Annotated in this window: 19 protein-coding genes and 2 pseudogenes; 8 read left to right on the top strand and 13 right to left on the bottom strand. The window is 63.3% G+C overall.

The features are described 5' to 3' along the window. Positions 1-105 precede the first annotated feature (105 nt). The 3 genes from P0D80_RS01625 (at position 106) to P0D80_RS01615 (ending at position 4,432) form a co-directional block, all read left to right on the top strand. Entirely contained in the window at positions 106-1,407 is a 1,302-nt protein-coding gene (locus tag P0D80_RS01625) for an acetyl-CoA C-acetyltransferase (protein ID WP_408280507.1), read from the top strand. Positions 1,408-1,542: 135 nt separating this feature from the next. After that, on the top strand, positions 1,543-3,357 hold the full coding sequence (locus tag P0D80_RS01620; protein WP_408280504.1) for an AMP-binding protein: 1,815 nt from the start codon (positions 1,543-1,545) through the stop codon (positions 3,355-3,357). A gap of 37 nt (positions 3,358-3,394) precedes the next feature. Then, complete coding sequence (locus P0D80_RS01615; protein ID WP_408280503.1) at positions 3,395-4,432, top strand: DUF1571 domain-containing protein; 1,038 nt, start codon at positions 3,395-3,397, stop codon at positions 4,430-4,432. Here the strand turns inward: P0D80_RS01615 and P0D80_RS01610 are convergent. The 6 genes from P0D80_RS01610 to P0D80_RS01585 form a co-directional block, all read right to left on the bottom strand. Beyond that, positions 4,429-4,869 (bottom strand): hypothetical protein, encoded by a 441-nt coding sequence (locus tag P0D80_RS01610; protein WP_408280500.1) that lies wholly within the window; start codon positions 4,867-4,869, stop codon positions 4,429-4,431. The two genes, P0D80_RS01615 and P0D80_RS01610, sit on opposite strands and share 4 nt — an antisense overlap. A gap of 39 nt (positions 4,870-4,908) precedes the next feature. Then, a complete protein-coding gene (locus P0D80_RS01605) occupies positions 4,909-6,486 on the bottom strand; it encodes an FAD-binding oxidoreductase (protein WP_408175749.1) in 1,578 nt (525 codons plus the stop codon). A 52-nt stretch (positions 6,487-6,538) separates the two neighbouring features. Next, entirely contained in the window at positions 6,539-7,012 is a 474-nt protein-coding gene (locus P0D80_RS01600) for a hypothetical protein (RefSeq protein WP_408280497.1), read from the bottom strand. 270 nt (positions 7,013-7,282) lie between these two features. After that, on the bottom strand, positions 7,283-8,134 hold the full coding sequence (locus P0D80_RS01595; RefSeq protein WP_408175752.1) for a zf-HC2 domain-containing protein: 852 nt from the start codon (positions 8,132-8,134) through the stop codon (positions 7,283-7,285). After that, the gene (locus P0D80_RS01590) at positions 8,134-8,664 is read right to left on the bottom strand and encodes a sigma-70 family RNA polymerase sigma factor (RefSeq protein ID WP_132374936.1); all 531 of its coding nucleotides are present in this window, start codon (positions 8,662-8,664) and stop codon (positions 8,134-8,136) included. Before P0D80_RS01590 ends, P0D80_RS01595 begins: the two co-directional genes overlap by 1 nt. Before the next feature lie 14 nt (positions 8,665-8,678). After that, a complete protein-coding gene (locus P0D80_RS01585) occupies positions 8,679-8,816 on the bottom strand; it encodes a hypothetical protein (protein WP_165923847.1) in 138 nt (45 codons plus the stop codon). Between the two features lie 352 nt (positions 8,817-9,168). Here P0D80_RS01585 and hfq point away from each other — a divergent pair, with 352 nt between their 5' ends. Beyond that, positions 9,169-9,672, top strand: a complete 504-nt coding sequence (hfq, locus tag P0D80_RS01580; protein ID WP_408175754.1) for an RNA chaperone Hfq — start codon at positions 9,169-9,171, stop codon at positions 9,670-9,672. Between the two features lie 20 nt (positions 9,673-9,692). Here the strand turns inward: hfq and P0D80_RS01575 are convergent, their stop codons facing one another. Then, positions 9,693-9,923, bottom strand: coding sequence for a hypothetical protein (locus P0D80_RS01575; RefSeq protein ID WP_132376922.1), 231 nt, complete (start codon positions 9,921-9,923; stop codon positions 9,693-9,695). Positions 9,924-10,254: 331 nt separating this feature from the next. Here P0D80_RS01575 and P0D80_RS01570 point away from each other — a divergent pair, with 331 nt between their 5' ends. Further along, positions 10,255-10,443, top strand: coding sequence for a hypothetical protein (locus P0D80_RS01570; RefSeq protein WP_132374938.1), 189 nt, complete (start codon positions 10,255-10,257; stop codon positions 10,441-10,443). Between the two features lie 377 nt (positions 10,444-10,820). Here P0D80_RS01570 and P0D80_RS01565 read toward each other — a convergent pair whose 3' ends face one another. Together P0D80_RS01565 and P0D80_RS01560 are read right to left on the bottom strand one after the other, a co-directional pair. Then, complete coding sequence (locus P0D80_RS01565; RefSeq protein ID WP_408175756.1) at positions 10,821-11,543, bottom strand: DUF2968 domain-containing protein; 723 nt, start codon at positions 11,541-11,543, stop codon at positions 10,821-10,823. Positions 11,544-11,590: 47 nt separating this feature from the next. After that, positions 11,591-11,659: pseudogene (locus P0D80_RS01560) on the bottom strand (helix-turn-helix domain-containing protein); the annotation flags it as partial. On the opposite strand from P0D80_RS01560, the gene P0D80_RS01555 reads away from it, so the two are divergent. From P0D80_RS01555 to P0D80_RS01545, 3 genes and pseudogenes are all read left to right on the top strand, one after another. After that, on the top strand, positions 11,637-12,251 hold the full coding sequence (locus P0D80_RS01555; protein ID WP_408280492.1) for a hypothetical protein: 615 nt from the start codon (positions 11,637-11,639) through the stop codon (positions 12,249-12,251). The pseudogene P0D80_RS01560 and the gene P0D80_RS01555 overlap by 23 nt on opposite strands. A 188-nt stretch (positions 12,252-12,439) precedes the next feature. Continuing rightward, a pseudogene (locus tag P0D80_RS01550) lies at positions 12,440-12,646 on the top strand (ShlB/FhaC/HecB family hemolysin secretion/activation protein); the annotation flags it as partial. A gap of 264 nt (positions 12,647-12,910) precedes the next feature. Then, positions 12,911-13,396: a DUF2147 domain-containing protein gene (locus P0D80_RS01545; protein WP_408280489.1), complete on the top strand. Its 486-nt coding sequence runs from the start codon at positions 12,911-12,913 to the stop codon at positions 13,394-13,396. 112 nt (positions 13,397-13,508) lie between these two features. On the opposite strand, the gene P0D80_RS01540 is transcribed toward P0D80_RS01545, so the two are convergent. The 4 genes from P0D80_RS01540 to odhB all read right to left on the bottom strand — a co-directional run bounded on the left by P0D80_RS01540 (position 13,509) and on the right by odhB (position 18,173). Beyond that, positions 13,509-13,958: a transposase gene (locus tag P0D80_RS01540; protein WP_408280487.1), complete on the bottom strand. Its 450-nt coding sequence runs from the start codon at positions 13,956-13,958 to the stop codon at positions 13,509-13,511. Between the two features lie 160 nt (positions 13,959-14,118). Further along, positions 14,119-15,216, bottom strand: coding sequence for a cell division protein ZapE (gene zapE / locus P0D80_RS01535; RefSeq protein ID WP_408280484.1), 1,098 nt, complete (start codon positions 15,214-15,216; stop codon positions 14,119-14,121). A gap of 89 nt (positions 15,217-15,305) precedes the next feature. After that, a complete protein-coding gene (lpdA, locus tag P0D80_RS01530) occupies positions 15,306-16,736 on the bottom strand; it encodes a dihydrolipoyl dehydrogenase (RefSeq protein ID WP_408280481.1) in 1,431 nt (476 codons plus the stop codon). Between the two features lie 150 nt (positions 16,737-16,886). Further along, positions 16,887-18,173: a 2-oxoglutarate dehydrogenase complex dihydrolipoyllysine-residue succinyltransferase gene (gene odhB, locus P0D80_RS01525; protein ID WP_132374944.1), complete on the bottom strand. Its 1,287-nt coding sequence runs from the start codon at positions 18,171-18,173 to the stop codon at positions 16,887-16,889. Between the last annotated feature and the right edge of the window lie 108 nt (positions 18,174-18,281).

Below are 18,281 nucleotides of genomic sequence, written 5' to 3'. Positions count from 1 at the left end.
GGTGGATGAAATCGTTGTTGGAGCAGGAGCGTCGCCATGAACCGTCACACGATTTGCACCATTCGCATCATTCAATAACCAGCGAACGACCCGAAGGAGCCGAGCATGTCCAACCCGCTGCCAGCCGTACGCCGAGTCGCCATCGTCGGGGGCAACCGGATTCCGTTTGCCCGCTCGAACACCGCCTACGCGACCGCGTCGAATCAGGACATGCTGACCTTCACGCTGCAAGGCCTGATCGACCGCTACAACCTGCACGGCGAACGTCTGGGCGAAGTCGCCGCGGGCGCCGTCATCAAGCATTCGCGCGACTTTAATCTGACGCGCGAATCCGTGCTGTCCACCACGCTCGCCAAGGAAACGCCCGCTTACGACGTGCAGCAGGCCTGCGGCACCGGGCTCGAAGCCGCGATTCTCGTCGCCAACAAGATCGCCTTGCGGCAGATCGAAGTGGGCATTGCGGGCGGCGTCGATACGACATCCGATGCGCCGATCGGCGTCAACGAGCGGATGCGCAAAATTCTGCTCGAAGCCAATCGCGGCAAGAGCACCGGAGAACGCGTCGGCGCGCTGACCAAGCTGCGGCCCGGCATGTTTTTCAAGCCGCTTCTGCCGCGCAACGGCGAACCGCGTACGGGCCTTTCGATGGGCGAGCATTGCGAGCTGATGGCCAAGCGCTGGAACATCTCGCGCGAGGCGCAGGACGTGCTCGCTTACGACAGCCACCGCAAGCTCAATGAGGCCTACGCGCGCGGCTTCGTCAACGATCTGATGACGCCGTACGCGGGTCTCACGCGCGACAACAATCTGCGCTCCGATCTCACGCTCGAAAAACTTGCGAGCCTGGAGCCGGTGTTCGACCGCGACGCCGGCACGCTGACCGCCGGCAATTCGACGCCGCTCACCGACGGCGCTTCCGCCGTGCTGCTCGCGAGCGAAGAATGGGCCGCGCGTCATGGACTGCCGGTGCTCGCGTACCTGAGCTGGTCCGAGACCGCCGCCGTCGACTTCTTCGACAAGAAGGAAGGCCTGCTGATGGCGCCCGCCTACGCCGTGCCGCGCATGCTGGCGCGCGCCGGGCTCACGTTGCAGGACTTCGACCTGTACGAAATCCACGAAGCATTTGCCGCCCAGGTGTTGTGCACGCTCGCGGCGTGGCAGGATGACGAGTATTGCCGCACGCAACTGGGCTTGCCGGGCCCGCTCGGCGCGATCGACCGGACAAAATTGAACGTGAACGGCAGTTCACTCGCCACGGGCCATCCGTTCGCGGCGACGGGTGGACGCATCGTCGCCGGCCTCGCGAAAATGCTCGCGCAACTCGACAAACCAGCCGGCACCGCGCGCGGGCTGATTTCGATCTGCGCGGCGGGCGGCCAGGGGGTGGTCGCGATTCTGGAACGCTGAGCATTGCATGCGTTCCAGTGTTTGCTTCGCCGCATGCTTTTGCTTCACACGCTGCCACACTCGCGTGGATTGCTTCGATGACTGGCCGCAAGACCAGCACACAAACAGATGAAGCCACAGCTTCTGGAGACGACCATGACCGAACCCACTCAAGCCCCGCTTCCGCTTGCCAGCGGAGCCGCGGCGCCGAACACAGCGGGCCCGGCGCCCGCCGCCATGCAGGCTCGGGCGCCGCACCACGCGCCGAACACCGACGGCATCTGGTACGCGTCGTATCCGGCGGACGTGCCGCATGAGATCGACGTCACGCAATACGAATCGGTCGTGCAGTTCTTCGACGAATGCATCGCGCGGTTCCGCGAGCGTGTCGCGTATGTGAGCGTGGGCGCGAGCCTGACCTACGGCGAACTCGGCCGCAAGGCCACCGCGTTCGCCGCGTATCTGCAAAGCCTCGGCGTGAAGCCGGGCGAGCGCGTCGCGATCATGTTGCCGAATACGTTCCAGTACCCGGTGTCGCTGTTCGGCATACTGAAGGCCGGCGGCGTGGTGGTCAACGTGAATCCGCTCTATACGGTGCGTGAACTCGCGCATCAGTTGAAGGACAGCGGCGCGCAAACCATCATCGTGTTCGAGAACTTCGCGAAGACGGTCGAAGACGCACTGCCCGGCACCAGGATACAGAACGTGATCGTGACGGGTTTGGGCGATCTGCTTGCCGACGGCCTGAATCTGAAGGGACGTCTGCTCAATTTCATGCTGCGGCACGTGAAGAAGATGGTGCCAGCGTACAACCTGCCCCAGGCGGTGCCGCTGCTCGAAGCGCTCTCGACTGGCTACTCGCGCCCGCTGACGCCCGTGCACCCCACTCACGACGACATCGCGTTCCTGCAGTACACGGGCGGCACGACCGGCGTCGCCAAGGGCGCGATGCTCACGCATAAGAACATCATCGCCAATCTGCTGCAGGCGAAGGCGTGGTCTGAAGGTCAACTGACCGGCGACGCCGAAACGGTGCTCACGCCGCTGCCGCTCTATCACATCTATTCGTTGACGGTGAACGCGCTGATCTTCATGGGGCTCGGCGGGCGCAATATTCTGATCGCCAATCCGCGCGACATGAAGCGCGTGATGATGATCATCCGTCACGAGAAATTCACCGGCATGACCGCCGTGAACACGCTCTATAACGCTTTCCTCGAAAACGAAGAGTTCTGCAAGCGCGACTTCTCCGATCTCAAGCTCGCGATGGCGGGCGGCATGGCGACGCAGAAGTCGGTGGCCGAGCGCTTCAAGGCGGTGACGGGCAAACCGATCATCGAAGGCTATGGACTCACAGAATGCTCGCCGATCGTGTCGATGAATCCGGTCGACCTCTCCAACATGCGCGACTTCGAAGGTTCGATCGGTTTGCCCGCGCCATCCACCCAGGTCCGTTTCAGGAAGGACGACGGCAATTGGGCGAACATCGGCGAGGCGGGCGAATTGTGCGTGAAGGGACCGCAGGTGATGAAAGGCTACTGGAACCGTCCGGAAGAAACCGCCAAGGTGATCGACGACGACGGTTGGCTCGCCACCGGCGACATCGGCGTGATGGATTCGCGCGGCTTCATCCGGCTGATCGACCGGAAGAAGGACATGATTTTGGTGTCGGGCTTCAACGTCTATCCGAACGAAATCGAAGACGTGATCGCGGCGCATCCGGACGTGCGCGAAGTCGCCGCAATCGGCGTGCCCGATGCCGCGCAGGGCGAACGGGTGAAGGTGTTCATCGTCAAACGCAATCCGTCTCTGACGGCGGAACAGGTGATCGCCCATTGCCGCAAGAATCTGACCGGCTATAAGGTGCCGAAACTCGTCGAGTTCCGCGACGAGCTGCCGCAAACCAACGTCGGCAAGATTCTGCGCCGCGCCCTGCGCGACGAGGAACTCGCCAAGCTAAAGCCTGCCTGACAGGGAAGGCGCTTCGCGTCACCTTTCGGAGAGATTCATGAAGCACCGCCTGTCCGCACGCTCATGCCGCACGCCGGCCTTCATGCGCCTCGCCCGTTTTTCGCCGCAGACCGATGGTTTGCGTGCGAGCTTATTCACGTCCTTCGGTGTGTCATCACAAAGCGTGCGGTCGCGCAAACTGCTGATCGCGGCGCTCATGGCGGGAGCGGCTGCACTGGCCACGCCCACGGCGTTCGCACAAAACGACGACACGCCGCCCGCGCTCGATACCGCCAGTGCCGTCAAGGCGCCGGCCACGCCGTCCTCGCAGGTCGGCAAGCTCACGCTGGATCAGCAGGTCAAATGGCTGCGCGCCGCGCAACAGAGCGGCGCGCTGGAAAAACTCGGCGACGCGCAACTGGTCGCGCTGTTCCAGTCGCTCGATCCGCTCGCGTTGCCGCGCTATATCAAGGAAGGACCGAACGGCTATCCGTCGTACGAGTTCACGATGGCGCGTTCGGAACGCATTCACGGCCAATGGCCCGACAAGCCCGATCATATGCTGGTGCGCGTCGCGCACGACCCGCTGCGCATCTATGCAAAGTGGCTGCCCGACGGCGCCCGCGCCGGCCAGGAAATCATCTACGACGAGTCCAAACGGACCGATGAAATGTATGGGCATCTGGGCGGCATCATGAATGTGATGCCGGTGTGGACGTCGCTGAACGGCGCCCTCGCCCGTGCGCAATCGAACCATCAGGTGCGCGATCTCGGCACGGAATACATTGCGAACCAGTACCTCAGCGAAGGCAAGAAATACATCGAGGCCGGCTTGCCGCGTTCGACCCAGGTGGAAGTCAAAACGATCGACGGCGTGCGCGTGGTGGCCTTCACCTTCGAAACGCCGACCGGCCAGCCGCAGTTCTACGCGAAGAAAGAAACGCTCGGCCTCGATCTGCGGCATCCGTATTTCCGCACCGTCGAGTCTTACGACAACGACGGCAAGATCTTCGAGAAGATCGTGTTCGAAACCATCACGCCAAAAACATTCGACGACTCGACCTTCGACCCGAAGAACAAGGCGTACAAATTCTAGCTCTTGGGCAATACGTGCGGCGCGAAGGCGAACGCAAATGCGACGTGGGCATGCTGCGTATCCGAGCCCGCGCTTTGCTCGTGACTGTGTTCGATCACATGTCCCGCGCTTTTAGCGAGTTGGTTCAGCACGAAGTAATCGGACGCGCGCGTGAGGCCGATCAGCGAAGCCGATAAGAGCGTGGGCGCGGATGTCTGCGTTGCGCAAAGCAGCGGTGCGAGTGTCGTGTACCAGAGCGCGCCGATATCGTCGCCGGCTTCGAACACGGGTAACTGACTGTGTGCGGCATAGCCCGCGAAAGCGGCACCGTACGCGAGCGTGGAGTCGACCACCGCCACAGTATTGCTACGCGCCGCCGCATGCGCGAGCCACGGCCACGCGCTGCCTGCCGCGGTCGAGAGGTAAGCGCCGGTCATCATGAAAGTGCGCCGGTCCATTCATCGCTCCAGTCGTCAGGTTGCGCGTGCGGCCCGCACTCAGGTGTAGCCGCGCCGGTCGCGCCACGCCGCCGGCCAGATGCCCTGCTTGCCCGGCGCGAGAATGCCGTTCGGGTCGAGCGCGTCCTTGATCGTTTCCGAGAACCGCAGCAATGCGCCGTCGTTGAAGCTGTATTGGGCCGCGGCAAAATCCATATACGCGAGATGCGCGCGATATTCGCCGTAGCCCGCCGCGCGCGCGTCGCTCATCAGCGAACGCAATAGCGCGCCGGCCTGCTCGACCTGGTTCGCGTCGTCACGGTCGAAGATCGCCGCGAAAATGTGATGCAGATGTCGCACGCCCGCTGTAAAACCGCCGTAGTAATCGAAGCCGTATTCCGCGGCGCGCGCCTTGACCATCGTGTATTGGCGCAACGCGTCGCGCCCTGTCGCGGGACACACCGGCGCGAAATCCACATGCGCACCCGCGCCGCCGCGCCAGTCGAGCATGCGAAACGCGCTCATCGCCGGAATGCCGGCGAGGTTGCGATCGCCGCCCGCCGTGGGCTGCGCATCGCCCGCGTAGCGCGCCGTCAGGAAGCGCGCCTGCGGCACGCGCGCGAACGCACGCTGCACGACCGCGTGGCGCGCGTCGATCGATTCAGGCGTGCCGTAGAGCGCGAAATGCAGATTCCAGCGGCCCACGTTCAGCTTGTCGAGCATCGCGGTCACGGCGCTCTCGGGCATCACGCCCGGTCCGTCGTACCACTGCGCGCGCGCCGACAAGCCGGCCGCGCGGCGCAAACCGCCTTCGATCACCGCGTGATTGCGGATCGTTTCATCGAGCCGCAACGGCCGCAATATCTCCACGATCGGTTCGAGATCCGCTTCATGCTTAAACTGGATTTCACCCAGCAGATACGCGGGCGGCGCGGGCATCAGCCAGACACCCAGCTTGGTGACGATGCCGTAGTTCGACTGCATGAACATCGCGTCGAACGAGGGTCCGTAGCCCGGCTGATATAACTGCCACGCGGTGCCGATGTCGATCCCGCCCATCCCCGTGCGCAACACATCGCCGTTGGCCAGCACCACTTCCATGCCGCACTGCGACGCCGCGTGATCGCCGTACGCGGTATAGCCGAAGCCACGCTCGAGCGTATTGCCGACCACGCTGCCCCAACCGGCCGCGGGCGGATCGACCCACAGCTTATAGCCCTTGTCGCGCAGATGCGCATACAGATCGAAGTAACTCACACCTGGCTCGACCAGCGCGTACGCCATTGCCTCGTTCACTTCGATGATGCGGTTCATCCTGTGCAGATCGAGCACGACCGAACCGGCGAGACGCGGCGCCGCGCCGCCATACGCGAAATTGCGTCCGGTCGAGACGGTCCAGAGCGGAATGCGAAATTGATTGGCAATGCGCAGCACCGCGCGAATTTCGTCGACGGAGCCGGGCAAGACGGCGGCACTGGCCGAAAACGCTTCGCGCTCGCCGGGCGCGAACGGATCGAGATAGGCGGCGAGGCCGTCCGCCGAGGTCACGACCTGCGGCTCGCCGACAATCGAGCGCCAACCCGCGAGCGCGCGATCGAACTGCGCGGCGGACACCTTCGGCGGCAAGCTGCGAATCAAAGCGTCTCCTTGGCCGCCGCACGAGTCAGCAGCAGTGAATCAGCGGAAGGGATCAGCGGCGCATTCCTCCTCCGCCGCCGTGCGACATGCCGCCCCATGTGTGCATGGGCCGCGCCCCATGCCAACCGCCGCGGCCGCCCATGCCGAACGATCCGCGCACGCCATGCACATAGCGCACATGATCCATGTGATGAAAATGATGAAAGCGGTCGACGAACACGAACGACACGCCGACACCAAACACCACCGGCGGCCCCCAATACCATGGATCGTAGTAGTAGACGGGGCCATCCGCCAAGGCCTGCGCGGCGGCATCGTCCTCGACGATCTGCCACGTGCCGTCCGGTTGCAGGCACGCGCGGCCGGTAATCTGCTGCATGACGCCGTCGATTTCCGCCTGCCCCGCCACAAACCGGCACACCGACGCATCCGATTGCGCCTCGGCCGGCGCCGCGCACGCGGCGCACAGGCACACACAGGCTACGCGGCAATACAGCCCCCTGCCGAACTGATGAAATGTGAGCATGATCTTGCTGCCTTTATGCTGTCCGACGCGCACCGGCGTTGCGACCCGAAAAAACGTGTCGACACCGTGAAGACACCGTCGGTTTGCCTTGCTGAAGCCCTTGCCGTGACCGCGCGCAGACCACGCGGCGACGGCACGATCCAGCAACAGGTAAACGTTGCGTCGCGCGACGCTATTCCGCGCGCGCGGCGGGCGCGCACGCGGTTTCTGTTACCGGGTGTTGCAGAGCCGGCCGATCGACAGGCGGCAGGATCGGAACCGCGTATGCCGCTACTGCCACGACTCCGGTTTGCCGCCGAGCGCGCTGCACACGTCGATGGCGATGGTGCGCAGCTTGCCTTCCGCGATCGGCCCGGACAGCGCGTAGCCCATGCCGTCGTTGACCCAGTAGAAGGTGCGCCGGTTGCCGTCGCGGAACAGGCGGAACGCGGTTTCGTCGCGAGAAATGCCGGTGACGTAAAGCGTGAGCCGCGCGCCGCCGGCGTTCTCATACATGAACTGCGCCGCCGGTCCCGCTTCGCCGGGCAACAGCCGGCCGCCCACCAGCGAGTAGCCGTATTCCTGCAATGACGGCACCGAGAGCGGCCGGTTCAACCGTTTGGAGAGCCAGTTGATCAGATGCTCTTCTTCGTTCGCGGCGACTTCCACCGGATGACGCTGCTCGGGCGTGTACACCGCGTAGGCGATGTCCGCGCGCTCGGCGAAGCTCGGCGGCCGGCTGCCCAGACCGTCCCACGCGCCACCCGTCAGACGCGGCGCGAGCGGCCCGAGGGCGAGCGCAAGCCCGGCGCCCGCCGCCAGCCAGCAGGCCGCGACGCCGGCGCGCTGCCACCACGACGTTCTCCGGCGCAACACGATGAAGGCCGGCTCGTCGGCCGCTTCGCGCTCATGGCGCTCGTTGCGCTCATCACGCTCGCTGCGCTGCGGCGCGCCGCACAGCACGCGCAACGCGGCTTTCTGCGCGCGCCACGCGGCTACGCGCGCGGCGACCTGCGGATGCTGTGCCAGTTGAGCCTCGATCGCGGCGCGCTCCGCGTCCGGCAGTTCACCGTCGACAAACGCCGACAGCGCTCGCAGATCGAGCCCTTCGGGCAAGCTGGCATCGTAGTCGTCGCTGTTCATCACGGGTTTCTCACTACTTTCAACGGTGGACTTTTACGCACCGGCCCCTGAGCCGGTCCCTCCGTCAGCAACGCGCGCATGTGTTCGCGAGCGCGCGAGAGCCGCGACATCACCGTGCCGATCGGCACGCCGAGCGCGCGTGACGCCTCCTGATAAGACAGTTCCTCCACGCAGACCAGCAACAGTACTTCGCGCTGTTCGACGGGCAGACAATATAACGCGCGCTGCAGATCGCGCAGCACGAGGCCGTCGACTTCCCCTTGCGGCGCTTCGAGATTGCGCCACGGCGCGCTCTCGTCGTCGACGGCAATCTCGCGGCGGCCGCGTAACTGGTCGATGTAGAGATGCCGCAGGATCGTCAAGAGCCATGCGCGCAGATTGCTGTCCGGCCGGAACGCCGCCCAACGGGCGAGCGCGCGCTCCGCCGTATCCTGCACGAGGTCGTCGGCCCACGCGCGGTCGCCCGTCAGTGCGCGCGCGTAGCGGCGCAGCTGCGGGAGCCACGAAATCACTTCGGCTTCGAAAGTCACCCGGTGGGCGGCGCTCAGTAGCCGCCGCTGCTGCCGCCGCTCGAACTGGAGGCGCCGCTATCGGTCGCGGACGTACACGCGCTCGTCGCGAGCGTACCGCCCGCGAGTGCCAGCAGAACGAAAACGGCGGAAAGAATGCGCGATACTTTCATGGTGAGTCTCCTTGATGAGCGCCCGGACGCCTGATGCGGCCGGCAAGCCGATCGGCGACGCGCACGATGCAGCGTCGCCATGCCTGATATAACGCGGACAGGCGGTGATTTATTCCGCCCATAGCACGACCATGCGCTATCTTTTTCCGCCATCCGCGCCGCGCAGGCCCGCACGTGGCGGATGAGCACGGCATTCGTCCGCAGATTCGTAACTCAACGTTACAGCCAATAGTTATCAGATGCTTATGCGCCCACAAGCCGTTATAGTGGACGCAGTTCGCCCGCCGACGCGTTCCGCCCCCACACAGGGTAGAATCGCGGCGAACAACCGTCTTTCTAACCTGAATTGTCCATGGCTTCCGCAGAATCGCATCCGCAAAACGACTTCATGAACGCTGCGCGCAAAGAACGAAAGCGCGTCGAGATCTATCTTGTCAACGGCATTCGCCTGACGGGGTGCATCGAGTCGTTCGATCAGTATCTGGTGATGCTGCGCACGCCTGTCGGGCTGCAAGGCATCTACAAGCGCGCGATCTCGACGATCCAGCTCGACACCGGCACGCGTCCGGCTCCCCGCGCGGGGCGTCCCTCGCACGGCGAGCACACCACGCGTGGCCCGCACGGTTCGCGTGAACCGCGCGATCATCGTGAGCCGCGCGAACCGCGTGAACCGCGCGAGTCGTATGGTGCGCCGTCTTCGGACCGGCCTGCGTCGGATCGTAGCAGCGGCACCTCGGACGGCCCGGTAGTCGTCACGCGCCGCCGGCGTCTGTTCGGCACGGGCGGCGACGGTGGCAACCACGGCGGTGGCAGCCATGGTGGCGGCAATCACGGCGGCAATGGCGGCACCGAGTAAGCGGCCGCCGCAGCGCTCGGCTACTCCGGCGAATGGCCGAGCCGCTGCAAGATCTTTTCCAGACGCATCACCTGCAGTTCCGTCAGTTCGAATCCGCATTTGACCGCTAGCACGCGACGGCGCCAATACACGGCGTCCAGCAAGCGCTGCGCCGGTTGCTTCGTTGCCCAATCCAGGTGTTCCAGTTCAGCTTCCACGACGTGTGACGCGTTCAGGCGCTGCGCCGCGCACGCGGTTTTTTTCCGGTTCATGTTGTTCGCTGCCTTGTTGTTCACGGGTTCTGGTGGCGCCCCTCCCGAGCGCGGCACTGCCGGCTCACGGCATGCGTTGCGGTCTGCCGGCCCACGCGGCCGGCGCTTGCTTTTGTTGTCCCGCGCCGCTTTCTGTCGACACACGGAAAACGAGTTGATGCGCAATGGTTTTAAGTCTCGGTTGATGACATTGCGGCGGCTCGGAACTCGTGCGACTCGCGGCTTTGGAGCAGCCGCTTACGGCGCGCGGTCCTATACCGTTCGGCCGATGTTCGCGGCGGCCCGCTTTGCGCTATGCTGATTTGCAGACTCTCTTTCCACGGAGCACGTCATGACCAGCAAAAAGCAACACGAATCTAAAACCGCCGAAACACAGGCATCCGACCAATCCGCCGATAGCCGTCTCGACGAGGCGCTCGAGGAGAGCTTTCCCGCCAGCGATCCGATCGCCGTCGACATGGCGGACCCGCATCATGCGCCGGAGAAGGGAGCGTCTTCGGAGGGAAAGAAGCGGCATTAGAGCTGGCCGTATTTTTGTCTCGCGGAGCACAGGGAAACGAAGCAGCTGCCAAGGCCTGGGCGCCACCGCACGGGCGGTGCGTTGAGCGCGGGCGCTCGTGCGCGTGCAAGACAAATGGGGATATTTGCGCCGCGCCATGCGCGCGCCGCGCGTGAAACGTCACGCGACCACGCGTGGAATAAACGTAGCGAGCTGTTACTGCTGTGGGGATCGAGAATTGAGCGAGTCCGCGAAACGGCGACGCCGCCCGCGTGGACCTCGCGAACTACACGCGTTGCACGAAGATAGCCGAATAACGAGTCATCGTTCCAGTGAGCCGGGCAACACGTTCAACACCACGCCGCCCTGCCCACCGGATGCTCGTCAGACCGCCACACTCAGTGCGCAGGCAAACCGCTTTCCAGCTGACGTTGCAGATCGCGCACCTGACGCTGCGCGACACGCAACTGATCTTGCGCGGCAGCCTTCTGCTGCGCCAGCGTCGTGGCTTCGGCACGCGTCTGCTGCTGCTGGGTGGCCACAATAGTCTGCTGCTGACGCGCGACATCGAGGTCCGCCTGCAAGCGGTTGGCGCGGTCCTGCGACAACGCGATCATCCGCTCCGTGAAGCCTTTCTGCGCCTCGAGTTGCGTGCGGCGAATCTCGACGTCCGACAGTTGCACCGTCTGACGCGCGAAATCCTTGTAGATCGTGTTGGCACGCCCCGCGTCCTGCGTCTTGATGACACGCCAGAAATTCTTCTGCTGGAACAGCGCCACGTAGTACGTCATTTCCTTGCCGTAAAACAGCAAGCTCGCCCCGTAGCTGCCGTTATACGTGGTGCGCAATTCGCTCATTTCCGACCCGTGGATCATCTGCTGCAATTCCGCTACGTTGCCTGCCGCGGATTGCTTCGCCTCGTCGGGCGTGAGCGCCGAGGTCTGTGCCTGTCCTGCCTCTGAGTTAGCCGGCAACGCCGCCGTCGTGCCTGGCTGGGAAAGAACGCCGCCCCCGGCGCTGGCGTTGCTGTCAGACAGAGTCTGCGCATTGACGCCCTGCACTGCCCACATCGAGATGAATGCGACGAGGGCAATTTGTCGTAGTTTCGACTTGTGGTCCATGTAATTCCTGCTTGAACAGTTTTTGTTTTAGTACAACCGTCTCATTATTACTCACTTTCGCGTGTTTCGGGCTCTTCGTCAAAAATTTGATACTTGCGCATCTTCTCCCACAAAACGCCGATCGGGCAGCGTCTGGACGAATCGAATCACACGGTGACCAACGCAGGCTGTTTCGTCAATCCGAACGGCCTGAATGGCGCGATGCCGATTCCCGAGCTGATCACGAGCCTCGTCGGCGGCACGAGCGCAAGCGTCGCCAGTGGGCCGCCCGCCAGCAGCAACCCGTTCGGCCCGCTGCAAAGCTCCCTCGCGAGTCTCGGACTCGGCCGCAATCCGGTCGGCTCGCTGTCGACGCTGCTCGGCGGCACACCGCTGGCCGGCCTGACCTCTGCGTTGAGCGGCACGCCGCTGGGTTCGCTGACTTTCTCGGGTTTTCGCGGTTCGCCGTTGAACTCGCTGACTTCGGCGTTAGGCGGTTCGGGTAGCGCGTCGAATCCGACGTCGATGCTGACGGGCGCGCTCTCCGGCGTCACGAGCGGCAGCTCGGACTCGGGCGGCAGCGGCCAAGCGCTCGCGCCAATGACCGCACTGGCCGACCAGTTGACCGGCACGTTCAGTTCGGCGGCGGGTTCGACGAGTGGTACGGGCACGGCGACGAGTGGCTTGACGATCGTGCTCGGCGCCTTGTTGCCGGTCAGCCATAAGTAGGTAGCCTAAATGTTTTATCGCTGCCGCATGTATCAGTCATTCGATGAGACTTGCCATACGGCTTGTTCATCGAATGGCGCATGCAACCGCGAGCTGCGCAGTGCGCATAAACAGTCCGACTCATCACGTACTCCGCACTTTTGCCGAGAGCGCTCAAGCCCCTCGGAGCACGCGACGTAGTAACCCACGTCTCGCTCGACATGGCGCGCGTCTATCTGCATGCGGGTGCGCCCTTGCCTTCGAAGCTTTCGTCGATCGCGTTCGGCTTCCGCATCTCGGATGCGAAGTACTACAGCCTGACTCTCTCAGTGGCCAAAGCGACCGGCGACGCGCCGGCGAAGAGCACGTCGCGCAGTCCACGCATCGACGCGACGTTCTCGTACCAGCTGAATTGATCGGTAAAAGTGCCGCGCCCTGATTAGAGGGTCCACTATCAAACGGCGCGCGCACTTTCACGTATTCTGCGCTGACGATGTGTCGCTCGCGGCGCCCAAGCCGCAATTCGCAATTCGCAGGCTTCCGGCGGCACACGAAGGCAGCAGAAGTCGAACCTGAGGGACCATGCCAGGCATCACGGTGGCCGTCGTTTGAAGCCCGCCCGAGATGCCAATAACGCCGCGCGACCATGATCGCGCCGTCTTTAATCAAGGAGGAAGACAATGACGCAATTCACCCAACGTGCGCGCGCAGTCGCGCTTCGCACGGTCAAACATGCCGCGCTCGCCGGCGTATTGCTCGCCAGTGCCGTGACGGCCATGGCGCAGGCCGACAGCCCGGTCGGCACGTGGCAAACCATCGACGATCACACCGGCCAGCCCAAGGCGCTCGTGCAGATCGCGCAGGACGGCAGCGGCGCGCTCAGCGGCAAGGTGATCAAGGGACTCGGCGCGAACGACCAGCCGGATCGTCGCTGCACAGCCTGTACCGACGCGCGCAAGGATCAGCCGATCCTCGGCATGACGATCATCAGCGATATGAAGAAGGATGGCGACGCCTGGGATCACGGGCAGATTCTCGACCCGGAAAACGGCAAGCTCTACAAGTGCAAGATGCACCTGGAAGATGGTGGGAACAAACTGGTGGTGCGCGGCTATATCGGCGTGTCGCTGCTGGGCCGCTCGCAGACGTGGGTTCGTCAGCAATGATGCGCGGGTAATTCAGGTACTCGTTGCATAGCCCGTATAACACCATGAGAAACGGCCGACGATCGCAATCGTTCGGCCGTTTCTTTTGTTTGAAGACGCTGGGTTGAATGGGTCATGCAGCGTGTTTGAAGGGCGAATGGAACGCGAACGGCGAAGACGGCAGCGGTTGGCTCGAAGGCGGGCTGTAGACAGCGGGCGCGACAACCGGAGCCTTTTCGGCTTCGACGCTCTTGGGTTTCTCGTTCACGTGCGTACGCATGCGCGCTTCCATCAGGCCGCAAAGCTCTTCGCTCGCTGCGCCGAACAATTGCTCCATGACACGGTTGAGCACGCCGGACTCGTACCATGCCTTGAAGCGGCGATGGCAGGTTTGGTAGGACGGGTATTTGCGCGGCATGGCGGACCAGGTGGCGCCGCTATACATGACCCACAGCACGCCGTTGAGCACTGAGCGCGTATTGGCGAGCGGCCGGCCACGCAGTTCGGAGCGCGGCCGCAGTTCGGGAAGCAACGGTGCGACACGTTGCCATTCTTCGTCGTTGATATCGCGATAGGGATTCATGGTTTCTCCTTTGTCAAAACCTTGACAAAAGATATCCAGTCGTCCGCGGACGGAATATAAGACCAATCCGAATCTTGAAAATACGCCGAGCGACGGCGTGTCATCGGCAGACGGCGTGCGAGCTATCGTAAAAGCACCGCCGGCCGTGGCATGCGACGCCTCAGGTCAGCGACGTATCGACAATCCGCCGCGGTGTATCGAGATACTCCTTCGACTGCATTTCGACGATGCGCGACACCGTGCGCGCGAACTCGTTGGCCATCGGACCGTCCACATACAGTTCTTCGGGCGGCACCGCGGCGGACATCAGCAGCTTCACCTTGTGGTCGTAGAACACGTCGATCAGCCACGTGAAGCGGCGTGCCTCCGAAGCCATGCGCACGGACATCTGCGGCACGCCGGAGAGGATCACCGCGTGAAAGCGGCTCGCCAGTTCAAGATAATCGTTCTGCGAACGCGGACCGCCGCACAAGGTGGCGAAGTCGAACCACACGACGCCGTCGGCGCGGCGCAGCGCCTTCAGTTCGCGCTTTTCGATACGCAGGATCGGGCTTTCGTCGGGCACCGCGGCAAGACGCGCGAACGCGTCGCGCAACGCCTTGTCGGCGGCGGCGCCGAGCGGCGTGTGATACACCTCGACCTGAGCCAGCGTACGTTGCCGGTAGTCGATGCCCGCATCGACGTTGATGACGTCGAGCTTTTCCTTGATGAGTTCGATCGCCGGCAGCATCCGGTCGCGATGCAGCCCGTCCGGATACAGCGTGTCCGGATCGTAGTTGGAGGTCATCACGAACTGCACGCCGTTTTCGAAGAGCTTGTCGAGCAGGCGGTACAGGATCATCGCGTCGGCGATATCCGACACGTGGAATTCATCGAAACAGATCAGCCGGTAGCGCTTTGCAATGCGGCGCGCGAGTTCGTCGAGCGGATCGGCCTGGCCCTTCAGATCTTCCAGTTCACGGTGCACTTCGCGCATGAACTCGTGAAAATGCAGCCGCGTTTTACGGTGCAACGGCACGATCATGTAGAAGCTGTCCATCAGGAAGCTCTTGCCCCGCCCTACGCCACCCCACATGTACACGCCGCGCGGCAGATCCGGGTGAATCAGCAGTTTCTTGAACGCGTTCGAGCGGCGCGACTTGTACTCGGTCCACTCTTCATAGCACCGCTGCAGACGGTCGACCGCTGTGCGTTGCGCCGGGTCCGATTGGTAACCCCGCGTCTGCAGTTCTTTTTCGTAGTATTCGGTGACGTTCATCGTGTTGCTGCAAATAGAAAGGCGGGAGGGAGTGAACCCGCCCGCCTTCGTGGTAATGCCGGAGTACTGTCAGTCAGGCGTGCGCGTGATTACATGTTCAGCGCGCGCTTATCGACGGCCAGTGCCGCCTCGCGCATGACTTCCGACAGCGACGGGTGCGGATGGCAAATGCGGCCGATGTCTTCCGACGCCGCCTTGAATTCCATCGCCACCACGGCTTCCGCGATCAGGTCCGATGCGTTGGCCGAGATGATGTGCACGCCGAGCAGTTCGTCGGTCTTCGCGTCGGCGATCATCTTGACGAAACCATCCGCCTTGTTGATGCCCAGTGCGCGGCCGTTCGCCATGAACGGGAACTGGCCCGTCTTGATCTCGCGGCCTTCCGCCTTCAGTTGCTGTTCGGTCTTGCCGACCCACGCGATTTCCGGTTCGGTGTAGATCACCCACGGCACGCAGTTGTAGTCGATATGCGGCTTCTGACCGTCGATGATTTCGGCGACCAGCACGCCTTCGTCTTCAGCCTTGTGCGCGAGCATCGGGCCACGCACCACGTCGCCGATCGCGTACACGTTCGGCACGGTCGTCGCGCAGTGGTCATCGACGTCGATGAAGCCGCGCTCGTTGGCCTTCAGGCCGATCGCTTCGAGACCGAGGTTGTCGGTGTTCGGCACGCGGCCGATCGACACGATCAGGCGGTCGGCTTCGAGCTTTTGCGCGTTGCCGTCCTTGTCCGTGTAATTGATCGTGACGCTGTTATCCGTGGTCGTCACTTCGCCGACCTTCACGCCCACCTGGATGTCCAGACCCTGCTTCTTGAACTGCTTGGCCGCTTCTTTCGCGAGCGCCTGGTCAGCCGCGCCGAGGAATTCCGGCAGCGCTTCGAGCACGGTCACTTCCGCGCCCAGACGGCGCCACACCGAACCCAGTTCCAGACCGATCACGCCTGCGCCGATCACAGCCAGCTTCTTCGGTGCCGTGTCGAAGCTCAGCGCGCCTTCGTTGTCGGCGACGATCTTGTTGTCGACCGGAATGTTCGGCAGATGGCGTGCCTTCGAACCCGTGGCGATGATCACGTTCTTGGCCGTGACCGTTTCCGTTTCGCCTTCGCCGCTCACCTCGATCTGCACGCCGGTGTCCGACTTGCCGGTGAACTTGCCGTGGCCCTTGAGCCACGTGATCTTGTTCTTGCGGAACAGGAATTCGATGCCCTTGGTCATCTTTTCGACGATGCCTTCTTTACGGGCCATCATCTTCGCGATATCGACCGTCACGTTTTCCACGGAGATGCCGTGGTCAGCGAGGTGATGCGACGCGTTTTCAAATTCTTCCGACGACGCGAGCAGCGCCTTCGACGGAATGCAACCCACGTTCAGGCACGTGCCGCCGAGCTTCAGCGTGCCGGCCGGGTTCTTCCATTTTTCGATACATGCGACGGTCTTGCCGAGCTGCGCTGCGCGGATGGCGGCGATGTAACCGCCAGGGCCTGCGCCGATCACGACGACGTCAAATTCTTTGGACATGACAATCCTTTTGATAACGGAACGGCGCGCGGCCACGCTTCGTGGCGCGCGGCGTTCCTGTACTGCGGAATGCTAGAGGCGTACTGCTTGCGTGTTGCTTATATGGCGCCGGCTTGCACAATGACAAGCCGGCGCCGGCCGAACCGGCGCTTACAGGTCGAGCAACAGGCGCGCCGGGTCTTCCAGCGCATCCTTCATGGCGACCAGCGACAGCACCGCTTCGCGACCGTCGATGATGCGGTGGTCGTACGACAGCGCCAGGTAGTTCATCGGGCGGATCACGATCTGGCCGTTTTCGACCACAGCGCGTTCCTTCGTGGCGTGCACGCCCAGAATCGCGGATTGCGGCGGGTTGATGATCGGGGTCGACAGCATCGAACCGAACACACCACCGTTCGAGATCGAGAACGTACCGCCGGTCATTTCGTCGATCGACAGCTTGCCGTCCTTGGCCTTCTGGCCAAATTCGGCGATCTTCTTCTCGATTTCGGCGAGGCTCAGCTGATCCGCATTGCGCAGAATCGGCACCACCAGACCGCGCGGCGAACCGACAGCGATACCGATGTCGAAGTAGCCGTGATAGACGATGTCGTTACCGTCGATCGACGCGTTCACCAGCGGGAACTTCTTCAGCGCGTGAACCGCCGCCTTCACGAAGAACGACATGAAGCCGAGCTTCACGCCATGTTCCTTCTCGAAGCGGTCTTTGTACTTGTTGCGCAGGTCCATCACCGGCGCCATGTTCACTTCGTTGAACGTGGTCAGGATGGCGTTGGTTTGCTGCGACTCGAGCAGACGCTCGGCGATACGCGCACGCAGACGCGACATCGGTACGCGTTGTTCCGGACGATCCTTCAGCCATTGGTCAGCCGAAGCCGGCGCCTTGACGTCCGGCAGCGACGGCTTGGCAGCCTTCGGTGCGGCGGCCGGCGCCGGAGCCGGTGCGGCCTTGGCAGCCGGAGCACCGGCGGTCAACACGTCGCCCTTGGTGATGCGGCCGTCGCGGCCCGTGCCGGCGACGTCGCCCGCGCCCAGACCCTTCTCGGCCATCAGCTTGCCGGCAGCCGGCGAAGCAGCGGTGTTCGCACCCGTTGCGGATGCGGCCTGAGCCGCCGGAGCCGGTGCAGCGGCGGGTGCCGGTGCGGCTTCCGGAGCGGGCTTCACTTCGGCTTCGACAGCAGCGGCGCCTGCCGTGCCTTCGGTGTCGATCTTGGCGATCACCTGATCAGCCGTGACGGTGTCGCCGTCGTTCGCGATGACTTGCGCGAGCACGCCGGCCGAGGGTGCCGGCACTTCGAGCACGACTTTGTCGGTCTCGATTTCGATGAGAATTTCGTCTTGAGCAACAGCTTCGCCCGGCTTCTTTTTCCACTGGAGCATCGTGGCTTCCGAGACCGACTCGGAGAGCTGGGGAACCTTGACTTCAACAATAGCCATTATGAATATCCTGAATACGTATCGGGTGACGGCGCGCGATCTATGGATCCCTCGACCGCCTGCGAACCTTGACTGCCGCACTGATCTTTCAGATGCGGCACGGGAAAG

The organism is Paraburkholderia sp. RL17-373-BIF-A, assembly GCF_046030175.1.
Lineage (GTDB): Bacteria > Pseudomonadota > Gammaproteobacteria > Burkholderiales > Burkholderiaceae > Paraburkholderia.
This window is presented reverse-complemented; position numbering and strand designations above follow the sequence as displayed.